19 protein-coding genes are annotated in these 19,788 nt (G+C 66.6%); 9 read left to right on the top strand and 10 right to left on the bottom strand.

Annotated features, from left to right (window positions below):
• Positions 1-9 precede the first annotated feature (9 nt).
• Genes AZG88_RS23670 through AZG88_RS23650 form a run of 5 tightly spaced genes read right to left on the bottom strand, consistent with a single transcriptional unit; the run spans position 10 to position 4,467 of the window.
• Positions 10-984: an alpha-ketoacid dehydrogenase subunit beta gene (locus AZG88_RS23670; protein ID WP_061699385.1), complete on the bottom strand. Its 975-nt coding sequence runs from the start codon at positions 982-984 to the stop codon at positions 10-12.
• Entirely contained in the window at positions 981-1,979 is a 999-nt protein-coding gene (gene pdhA / locus AZG88_RS23665; RefSeq protein ID WP_061699384.1) for a pyruvate dehydrogenase (acetyl-transferring) E1 component subunit alpha, read from the bottom strand. The genes AZG88_RS23670 and pdhA overlap by 4 nt, the downstream gene beginning before the upstream one ends.
• Positions 1,976-3,745 carry an acetate--CoA ligase gene (gene acsA / locus AZG88_RS23660; protein ID WP_061699383.1) on the bottom strand — a complete coding sequence of 590 codons (1,770 nt, stop codon included), beginning with the start codon at positions 3,743-3,745 and terminating at the stop codon, positions 1,976-1,978. The genes pdhA and acsA overlap by 4 nt, the downstream gene beginning before the upstream one ends.
• A gap of 9 nt (positions 3,746-3,754) precedes the next feature.
• Entirely contained in the window at positions 3,755-4,063 is a 309-nt protein-coding gene (locus AZG88_RS23655) for a dsRBD fold-containing protein (protein WP_231914157.1), read from the bottom strand.
• Positions 4,064-4,107: 44 nt separating this feature from the next.
• Positions 4,108-4,467, bottom strand: coding sequence for a three-helix bundle dimerization domain-containing protein (locus AZG88_RS23650; RefSeq protein WP_061699381.1), 360 nt, complete (start codon positions 4,465-4,467; stop codon positions 4,108-4,110).
• A gap of 175 nt (positions 4,468-4,642) precedes the next feature.
• Between AZG88_RS23650 and AZG88_RS23645 the strand changes: the two genes are divergently transcribed.
• Genes AZG88_RS23645 through AZG88_RS23635 form a run of 3 tightly spaced genes read left to right on the top strand, consistent with a single transcriptional unit; the run spans position 4,643 to position 7,738 of the window.
• Positions 4,643-5,206, top strand: coding sequence for a GNAT family N-acetyltransferase (locus tag AZG88_RS23645; RefSeq protein ID WP_061699380.1), 564 nt, complete (start codon positions 4,643-4,645; stop codon positions 5,204-5,206).
• Positions 5,207-5,215: 9 nt separating this feature from the next.
• The gene (locus AZG88_RS23640; protein ID WP_061699379.1) at positions 5,216-6,730 is read left to right on the top strand and encodes a bifunctional aminoglycoside phosphotransferase/ATP-binding protein; all 1,515 of its coding nucleotides are present in this window, start codon (positions 5,216-5,218) and stop codon (positions 6,728-6,730) included.
• Between the two features lie 54 nt (positions 6,731-6,784).
• Entirely contained in the window at positions 6,785-7,738 is a 954-nt protein-coding gene (locus AZG88_RS23635; RefSeq protein WP_061699378.1) for a 1-phosphofructokinase family hexose kinase, read from the top strand.
• Here AZG88_RS23635 and AZG88_RS23630 read toward each other — a convergent pair whose 3' ends face one another.
• A complete protein-coding gene (locus AZG88_RS23630; RefSeq protein WP_061699377.1) occupies positions 7,739-8,104 on the bottom strand; it encodes a hypothetical protein in 366 nt (121 codons plus the stop codon). It lies immediately after the preceding gene.
• Entirely contained in the window at positions 8,101-10,470 is a 2,370-nt protein-coding gene (gene ppsA / locus AZG88_RS23625) for a phosphoenolpyruvate synthase (protein WP_061699376.1), read from the bottom strand. The genes AZG88_RS23630 and ppsA overlap by 4 nt, the downstream gene beginning before the upstream one ends.
• A gap of 156 nt (positions 10,471-10,626) precedes the next feature.
• On the opposite strand from ppsA, the gene AZG88_RS23620 reads away from it, so the two are divergent.
• Both AZG88_RS23620 and AZG88_RS23615 read left to right on the top strand, forming a co-directional pair.
• Positions 10,627-11,349: a hypothetical protein gene (locus AZG88_RS23620; protein WP_061699375.1), complete on the top strand. Its 723-nt coding sequence runs from the start codon at positions 10,627-10,629 to the stop codon at positions 11,347-11,349.
• 144 nt (positions 11,350-11,493) lie between these two features.
• On the top strand, positions 11,494-14,397 hold the full coding sequence (locus tag AZG88_RS23615) for an arylsulfatase (RefSeq protein ID WP_061699374.1): 2,904 nt from the start codon (positions 11,494-11,496) through the stop codon (positions 14,395-14,397).
• A 43-nt stretch (positions 14,398-14,440) separates the two neighbouring features.
• Here AZG88_RS23615 and AZG88_RS23610 read toward each other — a convergent pair whose 3' ends face one another.
• Positions 14,441-15,316, bottom strand: a complete 876-nt coding sequence (locus tag AZG88_RS23610; protein ID WP_061699373.1) for a 3-oxoacyl-ACP synthase III family protein — start codon at positions 15,314-15,316, stop codon at positions 14,441-14,443.
• On the bottom strand, positions 15,300-16,403 hold the full coding sequence (locus AZG88_RS23605; protein WP_061699372.1) for a 3-oxoacyl-ACP synthase III family protein: 1,104 nt from the start codon (positions 16,401-16,403) through the stop codon (positions 15,300-15,302). Before AZG88_RS23605 ends, AZG88_RS23610 begins: the two co-directional genes overlap by 17 nt.
• Positions 16,404-16,581: 178 nt before the next feature.
• On the opposite strand from AZG88_RS23605, the gene AZG88_RS23600 reads away from it, so the two are divergent.
• The 4 genes from AZG88_RS23600 (at position 16,582) to AZG88_RS23585 (ending at position 19,107) form a co-directional block, all read left to right on the top strand.
• Positions 16,582-17,181: a CBS domain-containing protein gene (locus AZG88_RS23600; protein ID WP_061699371.1), complete on the top strand. Its 600-nt coding sequence runs from the start codon at positions 16,582-16,584 to the stop codon at positions 17,179-17,181.
• 2 nt (positions 17,182-17,183) lie between these two features.
• A complete protein-coding gene (locus AZG88_RS23595) occupies positions 17,184-17,441 on the top strand; it encodes a hypothetical protein (RefSeq protein ID WP_007298887.1) in 258 nt (85 codons plus the stop codon).
• A gap of 109 nt (positions 17,442-17,550) precedes the next feature.
• Positions 17,551-18,447, top strand: a complete 897-nt coding sequence (locus AZG88_RS23590; protein WP_061699393.1) for a universal stress protein — start codon at positions 17,551-17,553, stop codon at positions 18,445-18,447.
• Between the two features lie 96 nt (positions 18,448-18,543).
• Positions 18,544-19,107 carry a CBS domain-containing protein gene (locus tag AZG88_RS23585; protein ID WP_061699370.1) on the top strand — a complete coding sequence of 188 codons (564 nt, stop codon included), beginning with the start codon at positions 18,544-18,546 and terminating at the stop codon, positions 19,105-19,107.
• Between the two features lie 6 nt (positions 19,108-19,113).
• On the opposite strand, the gene AZG88_RS23580 is transcribed toward AZG88_RS23585, so the two are convergent.
• Entirely contained in the window at positions 19,114-19,416 is a 303-nt protein-coding gene (locus AZG88_RS23580) for a DUF1918 domain-containing protein (RefSeq protein ID WP_231914155.1), read from the bottom strand.
• Between the last annotated feature and the right edge of the window lie 372 nt (positions 19,417-19,788).

Raw genomic sequence — 19,788 nt, 5'->3', positions numbered from 1 at the left:
GCCTCGTTCCTACCGATCGCCGATCACATTCCACGCCGTGGACACAATGGTCTCGACTTGGGGAAGGGTCGCGTATTCGAGATGCTTGGCGTAGGGCACCGGGACCTCGGCGCTGCACACGCGGCGAGGTGGCGCGTCGAGTTCGTAGAACTCGCGTTCGACGATCTGCGCCATCACTTCCCCCGCGAGGCTGCCGGTACGCCAACCCTCGTCGACCACCACGGCACGGTGTGTCCTCCGGATCGACGCAGCGATGGTGGCCGTGTCGAGGGGTCGCAGCACCCGAAGGTCGATGACCTCGGCGGCGATTCCCTTCTCCGCCAGGACGTCGGCGGCGGCGAGGACCTTGGGCAGCGAACCCCCGTACGTGATCAGGCTGATGTGGCTTCCCTCCCGGCGCACCGCCGCCGAGTCGATGTCCACCGGGACGGGCCCCTCGAGGTCTTCCGATGAGTTGTACAGCTGGGTGTGTTCGAAGATGATCACCGGATCGGGGTCCGCGAGGGCGGGTCGGAGCATGCCGCGCGCGTCCGCCACCGTCGCGGGCGCCAGGACCCGGATGCCGGGGATGTGGGCATACCAGTTCTCGAGGCTGTGCGAATGTTGTGCGGCGAGTTGCCTGCCCGCGCCGGTCGCCATGCGCACCACCACGGGGACGGAGAATTGTCCGCCCGACATGTGCCGGAGCGACGCCGCGGTGTTCACGATCTGGTCGAGCGCGAGCAGGCTGAAGTTGACGGTCATCACCTCGATGATCGGGCGCATCCCGCCCACGGCCGCCCCGATTCCCACTCCCACGAAACCCAACTCCGAGAGCGGGGTGTCGCGGATCCGCTCGTCCCCGAACTCGGCGAGCAAACCCTTGGACACCGCGTACGTGCCGCCGTAGCGTCCGACGTCCTCACCCATGAGGAACACCCGCGGATCGGAGTGCATTGCCTCACGGATCGCTTCCCGCATCGCGTCCCGGTAGGTGATCTTCACGACGCCTCCTCTGTTCGCTCCGGTGTGAGTACGTCGCGCAGGAGGTCCCCGGGTGCTTCCCAGGTGCCTGCCTCGGCGAAGTCGACCGCGGCATCGACCTCCGACATGACGCGGTCGTCGATGCGGAGAAACTCTTCCTCCGAGAACAGCCCTAGCGCCTTGAGCCGTGCCGAGAAGGTGTGAATCGGGCCCCGCTCCTTCCAGGACTCCACCTCCGCCTTGTCGCGATACAGCTCCGGGTCGAACATCGAATGGGCACGAAATCGGTACGTCTGGAATTCGATGAAGAAGGGGCCTCCGGTCGTGCGGACGTGCGCGGCGCCGGAGCGGGCCGCGTGCAGGGTGGCAATCACATCCATGCCGTCCGCCTTGAGCGTCGGCACGTCGAACGACGCGGCTTTGACACACAGATCCGTTTGCGATTCCGAGCGGGACAGGGCCGTTCCCATGGCGTACAGGTTGTTCTCGCAGCAGAACAGCACCGGCAACTGCCACAGCGATGCGAGATTCATGGTCTCGTGAAAAGCGCCCTCCGCCATTGCGCCCTCGCCGAAGAAGCAGGCCGTCACCCGGCGCTTGCCCTGCATCTTGTCGGCCATCGCCAGACCGGCCGCGAGTGGCAGACCGCCGGCGACGATCGCATTGCCCCCGTAGAACCGGGTGGCGGCGTCGAACAGATGCATCGATCCGCCTCGACCCCTCGAACAGCCTTCGCGTTTCCCGAACATCTCGGCCATGATCGAGTTCATCGGGACACCGTGCACCAGCGCGTGGCCGTGTTCGCGGTAGGTGGCGACCACCGCGTCGCCCGGAGACAGCGCGTGCAGGGCCCCGACCGCGACCGCTTCCTCCCCCACGTACAGGTGCAGGAAGCCGCGGATCTTCTGGGCGCCGTATAGTTCTGCCGCCTTCTCCTCGAAGCGTCGGATGCGCAGCATGTCCGTCAGCAACTCGACCGCGAACGCCTTGTCGTAGGGAAAGTCCGGGGCAGTCATCCGCCCACCTCCAAAGTCGATGTGTCCCCCTCGGGCAGACCGAGTTCGCGCGCCTTCAGCAGCCTGCGCATGATCTTGCCGCTCCGCGTGTGCGGGAGAACGTCCACGAACTCGATCTCCTTGGGAGCGACCGAGGCGCCGAGCTTCTTGCGGGAGTACCCGAGAAGCTCACGGCGCAGGGCGTCGTCGGCGTTCCAGCCCGTCTTCACCGACACGAATGCCTTCACCACTGCCCCCACGATCGGGTCCGGCTTACCGATGACTCCCGCTTCGGCGACCGCGGGATGCTCCATGAGGACGTTCTCCACCTCGAACGGACCGATGAGGTGGCCCGCCGATTTGATGACGTCGTCCGCCCGGCCCACGAACCGGTAGTAGCCGTCCGCGTCGCGCTTGGCCAGGTCGCCGGTCAGGTACCAGTCGCCGGCGAATGCACGCCGGTACCGGTCGTCGTTGTGCAGGTAACCGCGGAACATCGACGGCCAGCCTCGCCGTATCGCGAGTTCCCCCTCCACGTTTGGCGTTTCGACGGGTGCGATCCCGCCGTCCTCCGTGCGCCGGACGATGGCGGCGTCGATACCCGGAAGGGGTCGTCCCATCGAGCCGGGTTTGATGGCGAAACCGGGTGTGTTGGCGATCATGATGCCGCCGGTCTCGGTCTGCCACCAGTTGTCGTGGATGGGCCGCCCGAGGACGTCCCGTCCCCACAACACCGCGTCGGGGTTGAGTGGTTCGCCGACGCTGGCGATGAATCGCAGGTGCGGGTGGGAGTACTTGTGCGCCAGCTCCGGACCGGACTTCATCAGCATGCGGATCGCGGTCGGCGCGGTGTACCAGACCGTGACGGCCTGCTCTTCGAGGATGCGGTACCACCGTTCGGCGTCGAATTCGTTGCTGTCGACGATCGACGTCACGCCGTGCAGCAGCGGTGTGATCACCCCGTACGACGTGCCGGTGACCCAGCCCGGATCGGCCGTGCACCAGAACACGTCCGACGAATGCAGGTCCAGGGCGTACAAGCCGGTTGCATAATGCGTGGCCACGGCGCCGTGGACGTGGACCGCACCCTTCGGGGTACCGGTCGTTCCACTCGTGAAATGCAGCAGGGCCACGTCGTCGGCGGAGGTCGGGGTGATGTCGCAGTCCCCGTCGGCTGCCGCCATCATGCTGTGGAAGTCGAGCGTGTCCGCGACGTCGGTGATCGAACCGGAATCCCCCACCAGCAGAACGTGGCGCAGGGAGGGCAACGAGCCGCGGATCTTCTCCACCCGCCGCCGATACAGCTGCTCGGTGGTCACCAGGACCTGGGCGCCGCCGAGCCGAATTCTCGTGGCCAACGGCTCGGGGCCGAAGGCGGAGAACAACGGCGACACGACGCTTCCGTTGCGCAACGCGCCGAGGATGCTGACGTACAACTCCGGGATGCGACCGGTGAACACGAAGACGGGGTCGCCCTTCCCGACGCCGAGTCCGCGCAGCACGTCGGTGAACTTGCGGACTCGATGCGCGAATTCTCCGAAGGTCACCTCGGTGGTGGGTAGCTCGCCGACACCCTTGCTCGGACCCACGAACCGGAAAGCGACCTTGTCTCGCTGCGGCCCGCAGTCGTGGCGGTCGACGGCGTAGTAGGCGATGTTGCAGCCACCGGGGGCAGGACCGAGTTGACGCTCGATATCGGACCACGAAAATCGGGTGCGTTCACCGTCGTAGTCGGTGAAGTTCGTTGACGCCCCACTGGTGGATGGCGATGCGGGAAGAATTGTCATGGCCGCTGATCACAGTCCGCGTCCGGCCTCGGAAGCGCCGAACTCGCGTCCGTGCCCGCCCGCAGCCGCGTCCTGTGCGGCTGCCAGCTCGAACAATTGGTGCGCCAGGTCGGTCAGGGCCCGAGCGGCGGCCATCTGGCGACTGACCTGCACGATGTCGGCGTTTCGAGAGTGGCAGCCGGCCTCTCCCCGTCCCTCGAGGAGGGCCTTGTCGTGTGTGCGCAGGCGCGCCGTGGCCCGGGAGCAGGTCTGCTCCGCGTCGGGTTCGTGTATCTCGATCTCCACGGGCCACGTGGTCGCGGGCACCTGTCTGTTCACCGCAGCTCTGGACCCATGCACATCGCGGCCGTGCCACTGCTCCGTCATGGCCTCTCCCGTTCGCTTGCTGTGTGGTGACGCGCGGTAACCCCGGACCGGTCAAACATCCCGTCCGCAGCTGAAACGACGATCACTCGGCTGTTCGGGGAGGGCTCACCACTCGCGAACGACGACCATTCCGGATGCCGTTCGAGTGCCGTGAAGAGTCGTTGCCGGGCAACCCGCTCGGCCAGTTCCGGCATGTCTGCGATCGGCACCCCCGCGAGGTCCGCAATGCTGCCGGCAACTGTCCGAGCAATCGCGTCCCGGGTGAAACTCCCACAGAACTCGGGAATCAGCCGCTCCACAACCGCCTCCGCATGCCCCACCGACGTGTTGTTCGTATCACTGTTCGTGCTGGTCATTGCGTTCTGGGGTTCCTTCGATGCCAGTTGCGCGTCCTTGGTTACTTCAGCATCGCGAACTCACCGACACCGGTAATAGAGGCGAAGGACCGTAGTCGAGGACCAAAGGCTCTGACGCCGCGGCCGCCCCCACTATTGAATGAATTCCGACGGCCGACGACGGAGGTGACGGTGCATGAATGCCGGAAGGCCACACGCGGTCACCACGGGCGTCGGCGTGCGCTCCCTTCGACCCGCCGACAGAGACGACGTGCAGGATCTGCACGAGCGGATGGACCAGCACGACGCCTACCTGCGGTTCTTCGGAGCCCGTCCGACCCATCTCGAGGATCTGGCCGAGTCACTGTGCCTGCAAGACCCCCGGCATTGCGCACTGGGCGCCTTCATCGGCGGCATCCTGGTAGGAGTCGCGAACTACGTGAGCCCGGCACACCAGCAGGACAACGACTCGCCGCTGGTCGAATTCGCGCTGGTGGTCGATCACGAGTACCAATCGCACGGAATCGGAACGATGCTGCTGACCCGGCTCGTCGACGCAGCGCGGGCGCACGGCATCGAGCGGATGACGGCGGAGGTGCTGGCGCAGAACACCTTGATGCTCGAGGTGATCCGAGACCGGGGGTGGGCCCACGCGCTGCGTCGCGACGGGACCACACTTCACCTCGACCTCGACCTCGACCTCGATGAGGAGGCGCAGGCTGACGGACCTTCGGCGCGGCGCCGGCCCGTCGTGATGTGACGAACCCTCATGTCGGCGACCGAGAGAACTCAGAGGTGTTCGCCACCGCAGGCAGTCGGTGGACTCGCGGTGAGCGGCGTCGAGACGCACACGGCCTACGTCGTCATGGTCGGTGATGTCGTCTTCAAGGCGAAGAAGCCGATCCGGACGGCGTTCGCCGACTTCGGCACCGCCGAAAGGCGTCGCGCGGCCTGTGAGCGTGAAGTGACATTGAACCGCAGGCTGTGCCCCGACGTGTATCTCGGTGTCGCCGAATTGACGGACCCGGCCGGAGGGCCGACCGAAGCGCTGGTCAAGATGCGCCGGATGCCGTCGGACCGACGACTGGCCCGGCTGGTCGGCGGGGGCGGCGACGATACCACCGCGCAGGTGGATGCGATCGCCGCCGTCGTCGCCCGATTCCATGCCGGGGCGGAGCAGTCTGCGGAGATCGATCGTGACGCCACGCCCGGAGCGGTGGCCGCACGGTGGCGAGCCAACGTCTCCGAGGTGACGAGTTACCGGTGCGATGTCCTCCCGGCGGCGGACGTCGACGAGGTGGAGCGACGGGCCCTCAGGTATCTGAAGGGGCGGAAACGGCTGTTCGAGAACCGCGTTCGGGAAGGCCGGATAGTCGATGGTCACGGCGATCTTCTGGCGGACGACATCTTCTGCCTCGCAGACGGGCCGCGTATTCTCGACTGCCTCGACTTCGACGACCACCTACGCCACGTCGACTGTATCGACGACGCGGCATGCCTTGCGATGGACCTCGAGTACCTGGGACGCGAAGACCTGGGGTTGCGGTTTCTCGATCGGTATTGCGCCGCGGCACGCGACCAGCCCCCGGCATCATTGCAGCATCACTACATCGCCTATCGGGCGTTCGTCCGCGCGAAGGTGGCCTGTTTGCGGTACACGCAGGGTTCCCGGGCAGCCCGCGAGGATGCCCGGGCGCACTGCGGCCTCGCGTTGCGGCAGCTGCGCGCAGGAACCGTGCGCATGGCACTGGTCGGTGGGCTACCCGGCACCGGAAAGTCCACGCTGTCGCGCAGGTTGGCCGACGTCACCGGATCCGTCGTCATCTCCAGCGACCGCGTCCGCAAGGAACTCGACGGCCTCGATCCGCATTCCGGTCAGGTGGCCGGATTCGGTGAGGGCTTGTACAGCGGCACCATGACCGACCGCACCTACGCCGAGGTGCTGCGGCGCGCTCGCGACCATCTCACGGCCGGAAGGTCGGTCGTGCTGGATGCGTCGTGGACACAACCGATGCTCCGGGAGCGCGCTGCGCTCGTCGCTTCCTGCACCCACAGCGATCTCGTCGAACTCGAATGCAGGGCACCACGCGCCATGGCGATCGCGAGAATCGGGAGCCGTCCAACCGGCGACTCGGACGCCACCCCCGCCGTGTACGACGCGATGGCCGCGAGTGCCGCGGCGTGGCCCTCGGCCACCGCGGTCGACACGGACACGGCCGCCGGGGACACCGTGCAGACGGCGGAGCGGATCTGGCATTCCACGTCGGGGTGGCGAGATGAGTAGTCACAGCTACCGTTCGCCGGTCACGGCCCGGCTTGCCCGACGACAGGAGAGCCCATGCCCGACATCGTGACGTTGACGATGAATCCCGCGCTCGACATCACCACGAGCACGAACCGGGTGGTGCCGACCGACAAGGTGCGCTGCGGCGCGCCTCGCCGAGATCCCGGCGGCGGCGGACTGAACGTGGCCCGGGTACTGCACGTTCTCGGAACTCCCGCGACGGCGGTGTTTCCTTCGGGCGGCCATACCGGCCGGGCCCTCGAGGATCTCGTGGCCACCGAGGGCGTCGAGATCCGGAGTCTGACGATCCGCGGTTCCACACGGGAGAGCCTGACGATCAACGAGAACGAGACGGGTCTGCAGTACCGTTTCGTCCTGCCGGGACCAACAGTGACCGCGAGGGAACAGGTGGCCTGTCTCGACCTGGTCATCGAGGTCGCGTCGGGCGCCGACTATGTGGTGGTGAGCGGAAGTCTGCCACCGGGTGTGCCCGCCGATTTCTACCAGCAGGTGGCAGACGTCGTCGGCGACCTCGGTGCGCGAGTCATCGTCGATACGTCCGGTCCGGCCCTGAGACAACTTCGGGGTGGGGTGTTTCTCGTCAAACCGAGCATTCGCGAACTCCGGGACTGGACGGGGCGGGAGTTGTCGGCGATCGACGACCAGGTGGCTGCGGCTCGGGAAGTCATCGACCGGGGGGTCTCCCAGGTCGTGGTCCTTTCGCTCGGTGCCGATGGCGCTCTGCTGGTCACGCGGGACCGCGACGAGTATTTCCCGTCGGTCCAAGTCCCGGTGGTCAGCGGTGTCGGTGCGGGCGACAGCATGGTCGCCGGTGTGGTGTGCGGCCTGGCACACGGTCGCTCGTTGAGCGACTCGGTGCGGTACGGGATCGCCGCGGGGGCGGCCATGCTGCAGACACCCGGCACCGCCCTGTGCCGGCGATCCGACGTCGAGCGGTTCTATCAACTGCTCACCGACGGATCCGCCGCGGGCACCATCGTCGGATAGTCAAGCGTGTGCGAGATGGAGACCGGCCGCGCTCAGTTCCGCGTAGTTCGGATCGCATCGTGAACCATCCAGCGCGAGTTGACAGTACACGGCGTCGTAAGCTCGTGGGTCACCTGTCGATGCGATGGGACTGGTGCGACGCTCCAGCATGGCAGCCCCGGGCCATCTCGACTGGATCGCCTCGGCGAGCTGCGCCCCGTCGATATCGGCGACGATGAGCGGACCGCCCTCCCCCACCACGACCACCTGACGGGCGTCGGGCAGCTGCCACACGGCGACCGGCAGCACCGTGTCGGTGCCACCAGGACCGTGCACGGTGACGGAGTCGCTGGTGCCGCTGATCAGTGTCGCGACGGGTTCGCTCATCGGGTTCCTCCTCGCCGGTCCCCATCCGCGGACGTTCGCAGCTCTGACCTTGCTCGGTCGAGCAGGATCCTGCGTTCCGCAGCCGCGATGTTGTGGCGCGTATTGGCGGCCACGTCCGGTGCCACGGACACCGAGGTGATGCCTTTGCGCACGAGATGTTCCGCCAGAGCGGGGTTGGTCGACACTGCCTGCCCGCACAGGGAGGTGGTGAGCCCGGCACGTGTAGCACGCTCGATGATGACGTCGATGGCGTCGAGTACGGCCGGGTCCATGGTGTCGAACAGATCCCGGCAGATCTCGGAATCCCGATCGACTCCCAGCACGAGTTGGGTGAGGTCGTTCGTACCGATGGAGACGCCATCGATGCCGAGGGCCGCGTACTCCGGAATCCAGTACGCGACGGAGGGGACCTCCGCCATGATCCATCGGTGCATGCGGCGATCCGCGCCCAGTGGATGGGAGTCGAGGTCAGCAAGGCACTGAGCGAGTTCCCACCGGGTGCGGACGAACGGGATCATCAGATGCACGTTCGGGTAGCGCTTCCTGACGGTGAACAGCACGTCGAGATCGAGGCGGAACAGTTCGGGTTCGCGCACGTAGCGGAAGCAGCCGCGGTAGCCGATCATCGGGTTGTCTTCGTGCGGCTCCACGTCGCCACCGGAAAGGTTGGCGAATTCGTTGGTGCGTAGATCGATCGCCCGGTAGATGACGGGGCGCGGCGTGAACGCGGCGGCGATGCGTTCGACCGCCGCCGCCATCTCGGCCACGTACTCGTCGCGGCGTCCCTGCGCGATCATCGCTGCCGGATGTGTCCCACCCAGCGCGTCCATGATCATGAACTCGGCGCGCAGCAACCCCACTCCGTCGACGTCGGAAGCGGCCACACGGTCGGCGGCGTCCGGTGTGGCGAGGTTGACGTACACGGAGGTGGCCGTCACCTCCGGTGCGGACCCCGCACTCGTCCGCTCCGTCGCCGGTCGCGGTGCGGAAACGGCACCCTTCGCCGACGACTCCGGTGCAGAGGCGGATACCGCTCCGTCGTAGACCACCCCCGAATCACCGTCGACCGTGACGATCGCCCCCTCCACCAGTTCGGTGGTGGCGGTCCGGGTACCGACGACCACGGGACGTCCCAGCTCGCGACCGACGATGGCGGCGTGACAGGTGATCCCGCCGCCGTCCGTGACGATTGCCGCCGCACGGCGCAACACGGGAAGCCAGTCGGGGCGTGTCATGGGTGCGACGAGTATCTCTCCGTCGGACAACCGGTGGGCGTCGGACATGGACCGCAGGATGCGGACGCGGCCGGTCGCCGTTCCGGGGCCTGCGCCGAGCCCGTGGACGAGGGCCTTGCTCGTCGATTCGCGGTGTTCCTCCGTGCGAGCCCGGGGCTGTCCCAGAGTCGTGATGGGGCGGGTCTGGACGATCCACAACCGATTTGCAGCGAACGCGAATTCGAGGTCCTGGGGGACGTGATAATGGTCTTCGACAGCGACGGCGAGCAACGCCAATCGTTCGAGCTGCTGGTCGGTGAGAACGCGTCGGCCTCGTGCCGTGGCGGGAATCTCTACCGAATGCTCCCCTTCGTCATCCGCGGTGATGGAGAAGGACTGTGACCCGATGTGGGCGTCGATCACTGCGAATCCCGACTTCGCCACCACATAGGTGTCCGGCTCCACCTGGCCCCCCACCACGACCTCGCCCAGTCCGGTCGCGGCTTCGACGACGATGCGATCGCGTGCACCGGTTCTGGGATCTGCGGTGAAGACCACGCCCGACTGGTCGGCGTCCACCATCAACTGGACGACGACCGCGATCGACGGCTCGTCGGTCACTCCCTGAACGCTGCGATAGGTGAGTGCGCGCTCGGACCACAGCGACGCCCAGCATTTGCCGATTGCCTCGATCAGCGCGTCGTCACCGGACACGCCGACGAAGCTGTCGTGGATACCTGCGAACGAGGTGTCGGCCGCGTCTTCGGCGGGGGCGGACGAGCGGACCGCGACCCTCGGCGCCCCCGCGCCGAGCTCACGGTACGCAGCGAGAATTTCCGCCCGCAGGGCAGCGGGCATCGGAACGCCGAGTACGGTCGACCGCAACTCGTGCGACGCTGCGGTGAGGGTGTTGTCGTCGGTCCCGGCTTTCGGCAACCCGTGTTCCCGAAGGGTGTCGCGCACTCCCGCCTCGTCCATCGCCCCCAGGTAGCCTTCCGCGGTGACGGCAAATCCTGGTGGGACCGGATAGCGGGCGCGCGTCAGCTCACCGAGATTGGCCGCCTTGCCCCCTACCGATGGTGCGTCCGCCAATCCGAGTTGATCGATCGGCTTGACCCAACGGTGTTCGACCACCGTCTGTTGCACGTTCATGAGGTCTCCTCGTCGTCATGATCCAGCGAACACCGTCGACTTCGGACCGCACAGGGTCCAAAGTCACCGTCACTTCGCGCGGGGCCGAAATACCCTGTCGAACTCTGGTCTGCGGCTCGATGATGGGACGTACGCTCGACCGACAGGAGGCACGTCGTGACGCGCTCGGCCGTCATCCGGCAGTCCCTCGGTGGTGCGGTGTTGATTTCGACGCACGTGCTCCTGACGAAACCGCTGCGCCGGCGGCGCACGACGTGGGGCGCGACCGCAACGGAGGCGGCGGCAGCGCTGCCGGGAGACGAGCTGATCCCCCACCCCGCATGGCGCTACACGCACGCCGTCACGGTCGACGCGCCGCCGGAAGTGGTGTGGCCCTGGATCGTCCAGCTGGGTCAGGGCCGCGGCGGCTTCTACAGTTACGTCGGACTCGAGAACCTCATCGGTTGTCGCGTGCGCAACACCGACAAGGTACTTCGTGACTACCAGAACCTGGACACCGGCGACGAAGTGCGGCTGCACCCGAAAGCGCCCCCGCTGACTGTCGCGTCGGTCGAACCGAATGCACGCCTGGTCCTCCATGCCCGCGACCCCCGCACCGGCGACGCCTCCATCTGGGCGTTTCATCTTCTTCGCGACCAGGCTGGGCGCACCCGGTTGATCGAGCGGGGCTGCAGCTCCTGCGGCCCCGGACTCGTCAGCCGTCTCTTCTTCGGGCCTCTGCTGATGGAGCCGATCGGTTTCGTCATGAGCCGGAAGATGCTTCTCACGATCCGAGCTCTCGCCTCGGCCACCGGTACCGAAGCTGCGCGACCACAGCCCCCGAGGCGTGGCTTCGTCCCGCGACGGATCGATCTCGGCCACCGCCGCGAATGCGGCTGATCAGGCAACGTTCGCAAACGGGACGAGCGGACGCTGCCGGAAACAGAGGCCTTTTGATCCTTGTCGCCGAGTCTGCCGCCGGACGAGCATCGAGAGCAGGCCGCCCACACAGAACCGGCGACACCGAAGACGGAGAGTCCCCCCATGACTGAAGACAACGCGCTGGTCCTGGTCGCCGGCTATCAGGACCTCGACCGTGCACGTGAGGACTTCGACGCGCTCGCCGCCCAGGTGCGCGGCAAGCAGATCACCCTTCGGGGTGCAGTCCTGGTAACGAAGGACTCGGACGGAAACCTCACCGTGATCGACACGGGCGACCATCTGGGCCGTAAAGGCGCCGGCTGGGGTGCGGGCGTCGGCCTGGTGGTGGGGTTGTTCGCCCCGCCGATGCTGGCTGCAGCCGCCGTCGGCGCCGGTGCCGGCGCGCTGGCAGGCAAGTTCGCCTCACACCGCATCACGAGCGGCCTCGAGACCAAGATCGGTGAGGCGCTGGCCTCCGGGACATGCGTGGTGATCGCGGTCCTGCCGTCGGGCAGCCGGCTTCCGGTGGAGCAGGCGCTCGGCGGCGCCCCCCTGAAGTCGGTCGCGGAATTGGATGGTTCGAGCCTGAGGGACCTCGAGGCGTCCCTGGCCGCGGCAATGGGGAAGTTCGATCCGGACCGCACGCGGCTACCGATCCCCAACCGAACCTTCGGGGGCACCGTCGGCCGCACGGTGCAGGACTCCGTACCGGATTGGACGATCGTGCCCGGGCCGAAGCCACCGGACGGTGCTCCGAACGTGCTGATCGTGCTGATCGACGACGCCGGTTTCGGTGGCCCGGACACCTTCGGCGGTGCGATCCGCACCCCCACCTTGAGCCGGGTTCAGCAACAGGGATTGACCTACAACCGCTTTCACGTGACCGCGGTGTGCTCGCCCACCCGGGCGGGGCTTCTCACCGGCCGCAACCACCACCGCGTGGGATTCGGCTCGATTGCCGAGTACCCGGGCCCCTTCCCCGGATACACGGCCGTGCGGCCGAGAAGCTGCACCGCACTCCCCCGGATTCTCAGCGAGAACGGGTACGTGACCGGCGGGTTCGGCAAATGGCATCTCACCCCGGACAACGTGCAGGGCGCCGCCGGACCCTTCGACAACTGGCCGCAGGGCTGGGGCTTCGACCACTGGTGGGGCTTCCTCAGTGGTGCGGCCGGACAATACGATCCGATCGTCACCCAGGACAACTCGATCCTCGGCGTCCCCGAGGGCAAAGACGGTCACGGCTACTACTTCCCCGACGGCCTCACCGACAAGGCGGTGGAGTGGCTCCACGGTGTCCAGGCTCAGGACCCACAGAAACCGTGGTTCATGTACTACTCCACCGGGTGCAGCCACGCCCCGCACCATGTGGCCAAGGAATGGGCAGACAAATACAAGGGGCAATTCGACGACGGCTGGGACACCTACCGCGAGAAGACGCTCGAGCGTCAGAAGGTACTCGGGATCGTTCCCGCGGACACCGAACTGACCGAGCGACCGGACCTGTTTCCTGCCTGGGATACGTTGTCCGACTCCCAGAAGAAGCTCTATGCCCGACAGATGGAGGTGTTCGCCGGGTACTCCGAGAACGCCGACTGGAACGTCGGGCGGCTGCTCGACTCGATCGAGGACATGGGCGACCTCGACAACACGCTCGTCTTCTACATCTGGGGTGACAACGGCGCCAGCATGGAAGGGACGATCACCGGTTCCTTCAACGAGATGACCTTCCTCAACGGGGTGGTACTCGACGCCGAACACCAGTTGAAGCTGATCGACGAATACGGTGGGATCGAGGCGCTCGGCGGCGACCACACCGCTCCGCACTTCGCCGCCGCCTGGGCGCACGCGAACAACACCCCGTTCCAGTGGGGCAAGCAGATGGCCAGCCACCTCGGCGGCGACCGCGACCCGATGGTGATCGCGTGGCCGAACCGGATCCCCCCCGACTCACAGGTGCGGGGGCAGTTCACCCACTGCATCGACATCACCCCCACCGTGCTCGCCGCGATAGGGCTGCCCGAACCGACCACCGTCGACGGGATCGACCAGGAACCCATGGACGGAACGAGCTTTCTCCCCACATTCGCCGACGCCGACGCCCCCGAACAGCACACGGTGCAGTACTTCGAGATGTTCGGCAGCCGCGCGATCTATCAGGACGGCTGGTGGGCGTGCACCCGCCTGGACAAGGCCCCCTGGGACTTCTCCCCGGAGACCATCAAACGGTTCGCACCGGGTGTCTACAACCCGGACGACGATGTCTGGGAGCTCTACTACCTGCCCGACGACTTCTCCCAGGCCCACAACGTCGCCGCCGATCACCCCGACAGACTGGAGGAGCTGAAGCAGCTGTGGTGGCTTGAGGCGGAACGCAACCGGGCTCTCCCCCTGCTCGGGGGAATGTCGATCTTCTTCGGCCTGCTGCCGCCGATGCCGACGACCACCCGATTCACCTTCAAGGGCGACGTCCAGAACGTGCAGCGCGGCATGGTGCCTCGTGTGGCGGGACGCTCGTACGCCATCGAAGCGAACCTTCACGTACCCGATGACGGCGCCGAGGGTGTCATCGTTGCCAACGCCGACTTCATCGGCGGCTTCGCACTGTGGGTCGACGGCACCGGCATACTCCACCACACGTATTCCTTCCTCGGTGTGGAGACCTACAGGCAGGCGTCCGAGCAGAAGATTCCGACCGGTGATGTCACCGTGAAGATGCTGTTCGAGACCGACGAGCCCAAACCGGGCAGCGGTGGTCACGTGTCCTTGTGGGCGAACGACGAACTGATCGGGGAAGGTGACATGCCCCGGACGGTGCCCGTGGCCTTCAGTTCGTACGCGGGAATGGACGTGGGCCGCGACAACGGCCTGGTCGTCGACCGCGATTACGAGGACAAGGCCCCGTACCGGTTCACCGGGACCGTCCACGAGGTCGTGTTCGATCTCCAACCGGCACACCACGAGGCCGAGCTTGCGCTGCACGAGCACGCGGCGATGCAGGGTGTCGGGCACGGCGCGGCCGGCTGACCCGACGATGCCTTTGCCCGGGCGACGATGCCTTTGCCCGGGCTCAGGGGTGTTCGCTGTACAGGGCGGCGCCGGCGGTGACCCCTGCACCCACGGCGATAATCAGGACACGGTTCCCGGCCGGGATACCACCCGTCCGGCGGTCCAGGGCCGCCACGAGGGACGCGGTATGCATCCGTTCGTCGTCCGCGACAACGATCCGTGGCACGGGGACGCCCAGGTGCTCGGCGAGCGTCGCGCGGAACTTCCGCCGGGCGGGAGCGGCCACGATCAGATCGACATCGGCGAGGTCGAGGGAGGATGCCTCCAGGCATTCCCGTGCCGCCTGCGCTCCGGCGGTCGCGAATCGCTCGTCCATCGAATCCGATTCCCGGAACCGCAGTACGTTCCGGGCGTCCTCGAGTCCGACGGTGGCGCAGAAACTTTCACCGGCATCGGAGCGATTCACCCAATGGACGGGGCCCAGGCCGAAGTCGTCGTCGGTCCAGCGGCAGAGAATGGCTCCACCCGTCGGCGCGAACGGAAAGTGCTCGCTCATCCCACGTCCGGGATCGGCGTCACTGGCAACCACCAGCGCCCAGTCGATCGTGTGCGACCGTAGGAATCCGTCGACGATTTGCAGACCGTTGAGAGCCCCGCAGGATCCGTTGGCGACATCGAAGGAAAAGGTCCCGTGCGTGTCGTCGTGGGGGTCCTCCGGGTGGGCACCGATATCTTCCTGGATGAGCGCCGCGAGGGCGGGCTCTCCCAGATTCCGGTCGCGGTACAATCCGACGTTGACGAGCAGGTCCAGGTCGTCGGCATTCCGACCGGCCCGTTCGAGGCAGGTCTGGGCGGCAGACACCGCGAGATGCAATGCACTGTGGCGGGTGCGCCAGCCGCCTCGTGTGACGTCGAGCCGATCAATGACTGTGCCCATAGCGTGCCACCAATTCCTCGTCCAGGGTCAACAGAACGACGCCGATCTCCAAACCCGATGCGAGGGCGATCAACGCCACGGTCTCACCCGCTCGGATGCGGCCTGCCTCGAGTTCCTCGACGAGCGCGACGGTGTGGGTCGTCGAGGCCGTATTTCCGTAGCGGTCGACGGTGATGACCGCGTCGTGCCGTGGAGAATCGCCCAGCGTGGCGGTCACCTCGGCCATCCCTTTGCGGATCGCCCGCGCCGAGGTTTGGTGTGTGATCACGTGATCGATGTCGTGGAGGGAGATCCCGGCGGCGTCGAGCACCTCGTGCAACAACAGCGGGGTGTCCGCGATCGCCGCCCGCTGAATCCCCCGCGAATTGGTGAACATCCGGGCGCCGGGGTCGCCGCCCTTCGGGTACGCGAGACAGAGCCGACTGTAGTCGGCGACGGTGGTGAATCCGGCCAAACCGATCCCGGCCGATCCGGCAGGGGCACGTTCGAGGAGCAGCGCGGCCCCGGCGTCCCCGAGCGTGAGGCACGCAAGCTCCTTGCTCATGATGTTCCGGATGTGCTGGGCAGCATTCTGTCCGAGCTGCGAAATGTACTCACCACTGACGACAAGTGCCCGTTCGACGATTCCCTGACGGATCCAGTTGTTCATCACCGTCACACCGGTCAACATGCCGGCGCACGCGTTCGAGAGATCGAAGGTCATCGCCCCCTGCGCGCCGATCGCCTGGGCGACCGCACTACTCATCGTCGGTTCCAGCCATTGAGTGAGACCGCCGTGAAACTTGGTGATGCTGCAACTGACCACCACGTCGATCGACGCGGCGTCCCGGTTCGACCGTTCCAGGCAATCCAGTGCCGCCGAGATCGCCAGTGTGTAGGAGTCCTCGTCCCCCACGGACACCCGGCGCTCGCGGATCCCGGTGAGCCGCTCGAGGTCGATGTGAGTCGAGTGACGGGTGGTCGACATCAGGTCCGTGGTCGTGAGATGTGTCGCGGGTAGATGCCGGCCGGCCCCGGCGAGACGCGTAGCGAACGGCATTCGCAGGTCGCCGTTCTCGGTCTCCATGACCAGCCAACGCTTGACCATTCTTTCCACCTCCGTGCTCACTCCACAATCGCGCACCGGCGATCTCGTCACCAGGGCATTTGGACCCTTCCGGGGGATCGTTCGAACCAGCACCGAGGAATGCGACGAGGTGAGGTCCTAGGACCCTTGTCCGGTGACAGTGGCACGCCGACGCTGAGGGACGAGGAGAGGAGTCGTCATGCAGGCACGACACGTCATGAGCAGCCCGGTCACCACGGTGGACCGATCCACCTCGGTGGACGAATGCCTTCGGTTGGTCGGAAGTTCGGGCTTCACGGTGCTTCCGGTCGTCGACGAGCGGAAGCATCTCGTGGGCATCGTGTCCGAGGGCGATCTCCTCCGTGCACGATTCCGTGAGCTGGGCGGGGCCGATTCGCAGCCGGACGAGATGACCGCAGGCGACGTGATGGCCAGTCCCGTGGTGGCGATGACGGCCGACGCGGAGGTCAGCGAACTCGCATCCGCCATGCTTCGATCTCGGCTGCGCGGCATCCCCATCGTCCACGACCACGACATCCTCGGGATCGTCACCCGTCCCGATCTCATCGCCGTCCTCACGACCGACGACGCTCAGGTCGCGAAGGAAGTGCAGCACCGACTCGACGTCTACGGTGGAGCCGGCCGATGGCGCGTAGACGTTGCCCACGGCTCCGCCTCGATCTTCGGCGTCACGCCTCACGACCCGGAACGAAATGTCATCGCCGCCCTGGCCGACACCGTGCCGGGCATCGCCGAGGTGCACTTCCCGCCCGAATCGACATCTCCCGGTGGGGGGTAGCAATGCAGGCAAGATATCTCGAAGCCCGAGACCTGAGATGGCCATGGGTCGCCGCCGCCACCGTCGTGGGCCTCGCGGCATTGTCGGTGACGTCTCCCCTCACCGTCCTCGGGGGCGCAGCCGCGATCGTCTTCATCGGACTCGGCATCTTCCGCAATCCACACCACCGTGTCGTCGGCGCCGCGACCGTGTCGGTCGGTGTCGGACTGATGGTCCCGGGGTTGCCCGCCCTACTTCTCCACGGTGTGAACTCGCTGTGAGCGGCCGCCTCGCGATCGGGAGAGGGCTGTGTGCCCTCTCGAGACGGTCACGCGGCGGTGGCACATTCTCGACCAGGCCTGCACGACCGAACAGAGACGAGGAATCGACATGCAGACAGATTCACCGATCGTCGTGGGTGTGGACGGATCGGCGCAATCGCTCGACGCCGTGCGCTGGGCAGCCGACGCGGCCGTCCACCACCGAGCCCCGCTACTTCTGGTGTCCTCCCTCCTGAAGGCGCCCGGCACGTTCGGCGACGCCGTCAACCTGTCCGCAGGCGCATTCACCGGCGTCGAATACGGGGGTACCCAGCGGCTCGCCACGGCCGCCGAACTCGCCCGGCGGAGCGTGCCCGGCAACCGTCTCACCCTCCGGACGGCGCTACGCCACGGCTCGGCCGCGACGGTCCTGCTCGACGCCGCGAAGTCGGCTCGCATGCTGGTCGTCGGTTCCCGTGGCCTCGGAGAGTTCACCGGCGGCCTGGTGGGATCGGTCAGCTCCGCGGTCGCCAGTCATGCAGCGTGCCCGGTGGCGGTGATCCGCGGAATGCCCGAGACGGATGCGCCGCCATTGGACGGTCCGGTGGTGGTCGGTGTCGACGGTTCGCCGAACAGCGAACCGGCCATCGCGGCTGCCTTCGAGGAAGCCTCTCTGCGCGGCGTCGATCTCGTGGCGGTGCACGCGTGGAGCGACTTCAGCCTGTTGACCGTTACCCCCGCCGATCTCAGCGACAACGATCTTCCCTGGTCGGCAATCGAAACCGCCGAACAGGCCGTCCTGTCGGAGAGCCTCGCCGGATGGAAGGACAAGTATCCGGACGTGTCCGTACGCAAAGTTGTCGTCCGAGATCGACCGGTTCACCACCTGCTCCAGCAAGCACGGGAATCGCAGTTGGTGGTGACCGGCAGCCGGGGGCGTGGTGGGTTCGCCTCACTGTTGCTCGGTTCGACCAGCCGGGCGCTTCTGCACTCCATCACCTGCCCGCTGCTGATCGTCCGACGTTGACGTAGGTCGATGCGTCCACTGGCCAGAACGACGCGTCGGCCCTGCCGCCTGTCGGCGCCCGATTGCAACGCCGTTTGCCGAAAGGAAGGAGCTGTCATGCAAGCGCAACAGATCATGAGTAGCCCCGTCACCACTGTGACTCGGTCGACCCCGGTCGACGAATGCCTCCGCATCATTGCGAGTTCGGGGTTCACCGTCCTGCCGGTCGTCGACGAGTCGCAGCATCTGGTGGGCATCGTCTCCGAGGGCGATCTGCTCCGCGAAAAGTTCGCTACGCTCCCCAGAGCCGATGTCACAGCGGCCGACACGATGACCAGCCCAGTCGTCGCTATGACAGCGGACACCGACGTCAGCGACCTCGCGTCTGCGATGCTGCGCTCAGGTCTGCGCGGGATCCCCATCGTCCACGAACACGACGTCATCGGAATCGTCACCCGGCGTGATCTTCTCGAGATCCTGACGATGGACGACACGAACATAGCGAGGGAAGTGCAACACCGCCTCGATGTGTATGCGGGATCGCGGCGGTGGACGGTGCGGATCGCAGACGGCAAGGTGACGATCGCCGGGCTCGCGCTCGACGACCCGGAACGGGGGGTAGTGGCTGCCCTCGCCGAGACCGTGCCGGGCGTCGCAGACGTTCAGCTCGCCCAGTCCTGATAGACATCAGGACTTTCGGGGGCGGGTTCGGAGAGTCCGCTGCTCGATGTGCGGTTTCCCGGCAATGGCGTCTTGGAGCGCGGAAATGCGTCGCCGCTCGTGACTGTCCTCCTCGTTCTTCGCGGCGGCCGTCACCACATGCGCATCCGGGCCGGGGAACACGAGCGCCTCGTGATCGTCCCGTATCCACCTGACAAGGTACGGCGGTGCGCCGTCGGCGCGGCGGACCTCGACGATGTGCCCGACCTCGTCCGGGCTGTCGACGACCGTGCCTTTCACCACCAGCCAGTCCCCTGGTTCTGCATGCATATCGATCTCCATTCGTCGCGATCCGACACGGGCGACCCGCGCGTGTGCCGTAGTTCGATCGTCGTGGTCCGTGCGATTTCCGTGACGTTGCTGTCGAGGCGGGTAGTGGGGGCCGGTCCCCTTCAGAGTCCACTCGCCTCGGGTGGTGACGGTAGGGCCGAGGGTCCTCGGTTCGGACTCGCCCCACCTGTCACTACCCGCTCCGCAGATCGGCGAGGTCAGTCCGGCGAATCGTCGACATGAGTGTCGACAGTCGCGGCTACAACTTCGCCGAAGTACGTGCTCGACGAGGCACGGCGGGCGATGGCGATCTGAGCCGAATGTGCGAGACAAGGGTCGGGCCGCCGACCGCAGTCCGCGAATTGAGGACCG

Origin of the sequence: Rhodococcus sp. LB1, assembly GCF_001583455.1 — a bacterium.
Classification (GTDB): Bacteria; Actinomycetota; Actinomycetes; order Mycobacteriales; family Mycobacteriaceae; genus Rhodococcus_F; species Rhodococcus_F opacus.
Note: the sequence above shows the minus strand (reverse complement) of the source record. Positions and strands in the feature narration are given on the sequence as shown.

Coding starts and splice junctions, on each gene's coding strand:
- pdhA (WP_061699384.1), bottom strand. CDS start 1,979: ATGACTGCCCCGGACTTTCCCTACGACAAGGCGTTCGCGGTCGAGTTG.
- acsA (WP_061699383.1), bottom strand. CDS start 3,745: ATGACAATTCTTCCCGCATCGCCATCCACCAGTGGGGCGTCAACGAAC.
- AZG88_RS23650 (WP_061699381.1), bottom strand. CDS start 4,467: ATGACCAGCACGAACAGTGATACGAACAACACGTCGGTGGGGCATGCG.
- AZG88_RS23645 (WP_061699380.1), top strand. CDS start 4,643: ATGAATGCCGGAAGGCCACACGCGGTCACCACGGGCGTCGGCGTGCGC.
- AZG88_RS23640 (WP_061699379.1), top strand. CDS start 5,216: ATGTCGGCGACCGAGAGAACTCAGAGGTGTTCGCCACCGCAGGCAGTC.
- AZG88_RS23635 (WP_061699378.1), top strand. CDS start 6,785: ATGCCCGACATCGTGACGTTGACGATGAATCCCGCGCTCGACATCACC.
- AZG88_RS23630 (WP_061699377.1), bottom strand. CDS start 8,104: ATGAGCGAACCCGTCGCGACACTGATCAGCGGCACCAGCGACTCCGTC.
- ppsA (WP_061699376.1), bottom strand. CDS start 10,470: ATGAACGTGCAACAGACGGTGGTCGAACACCGTTGGGTCAAGCCGATC.
- AZG88_RS23615 (WP_061699374.1), top strand. CDS start 11,494: ATGACTGAAGACAACGCGCTGGTCCTGGTCGCCGGCTATCAGGACCTC.
- AZG88_RS23610 (WP_061699373.1), bottom strand. CDS start 15,316: ATGGGCACAGTCATTGATCGGCTCGACGTCACACGAGGCGGCTGGCGC.
- AZG88_RS23605 (WP_061699372.1), bottom strand. CDS start 16,403: ATGGTCAAGCGTTGGCTGGTCATGGAGACCGAGAACGGCGACCTGCGA.
- AZG88_RS23600 (WP_061699371.1), top strand. CDS start 16,582: ATGCAGGCACGACACGTCATGAGCAGCCCGGTCACCACGGTGGACCGA.
- AZG88_RS23595 (WP_007298887.1), top strand. CDS start 17,184: ATGCAGGCAAGATATCTCGAAGCCCGAGACCTGAGATGGCCATGGGTC.
- AZG88_RS23590 (WP_061699393.1), top strand. CDS start 17,551: ATGCAGACAGATTCACCGATCGTCGTGGGTGTGGACGGATCGGCGCAA.
- AZG88_RS23585 (WP_061699370.1), top strand. CDS start 18,544: ATGCAAGCGCAACAGATCATGAGTAGCCCCGTCACCACTGTGACTCGG.
- AZG88_RS23580 (WP_231914155.1), bottom strand. CDS start 19,416: ATGCATGCAGAACCAGGGGACTGGCTGGTGGTGAAAGGCACGGTCGTC.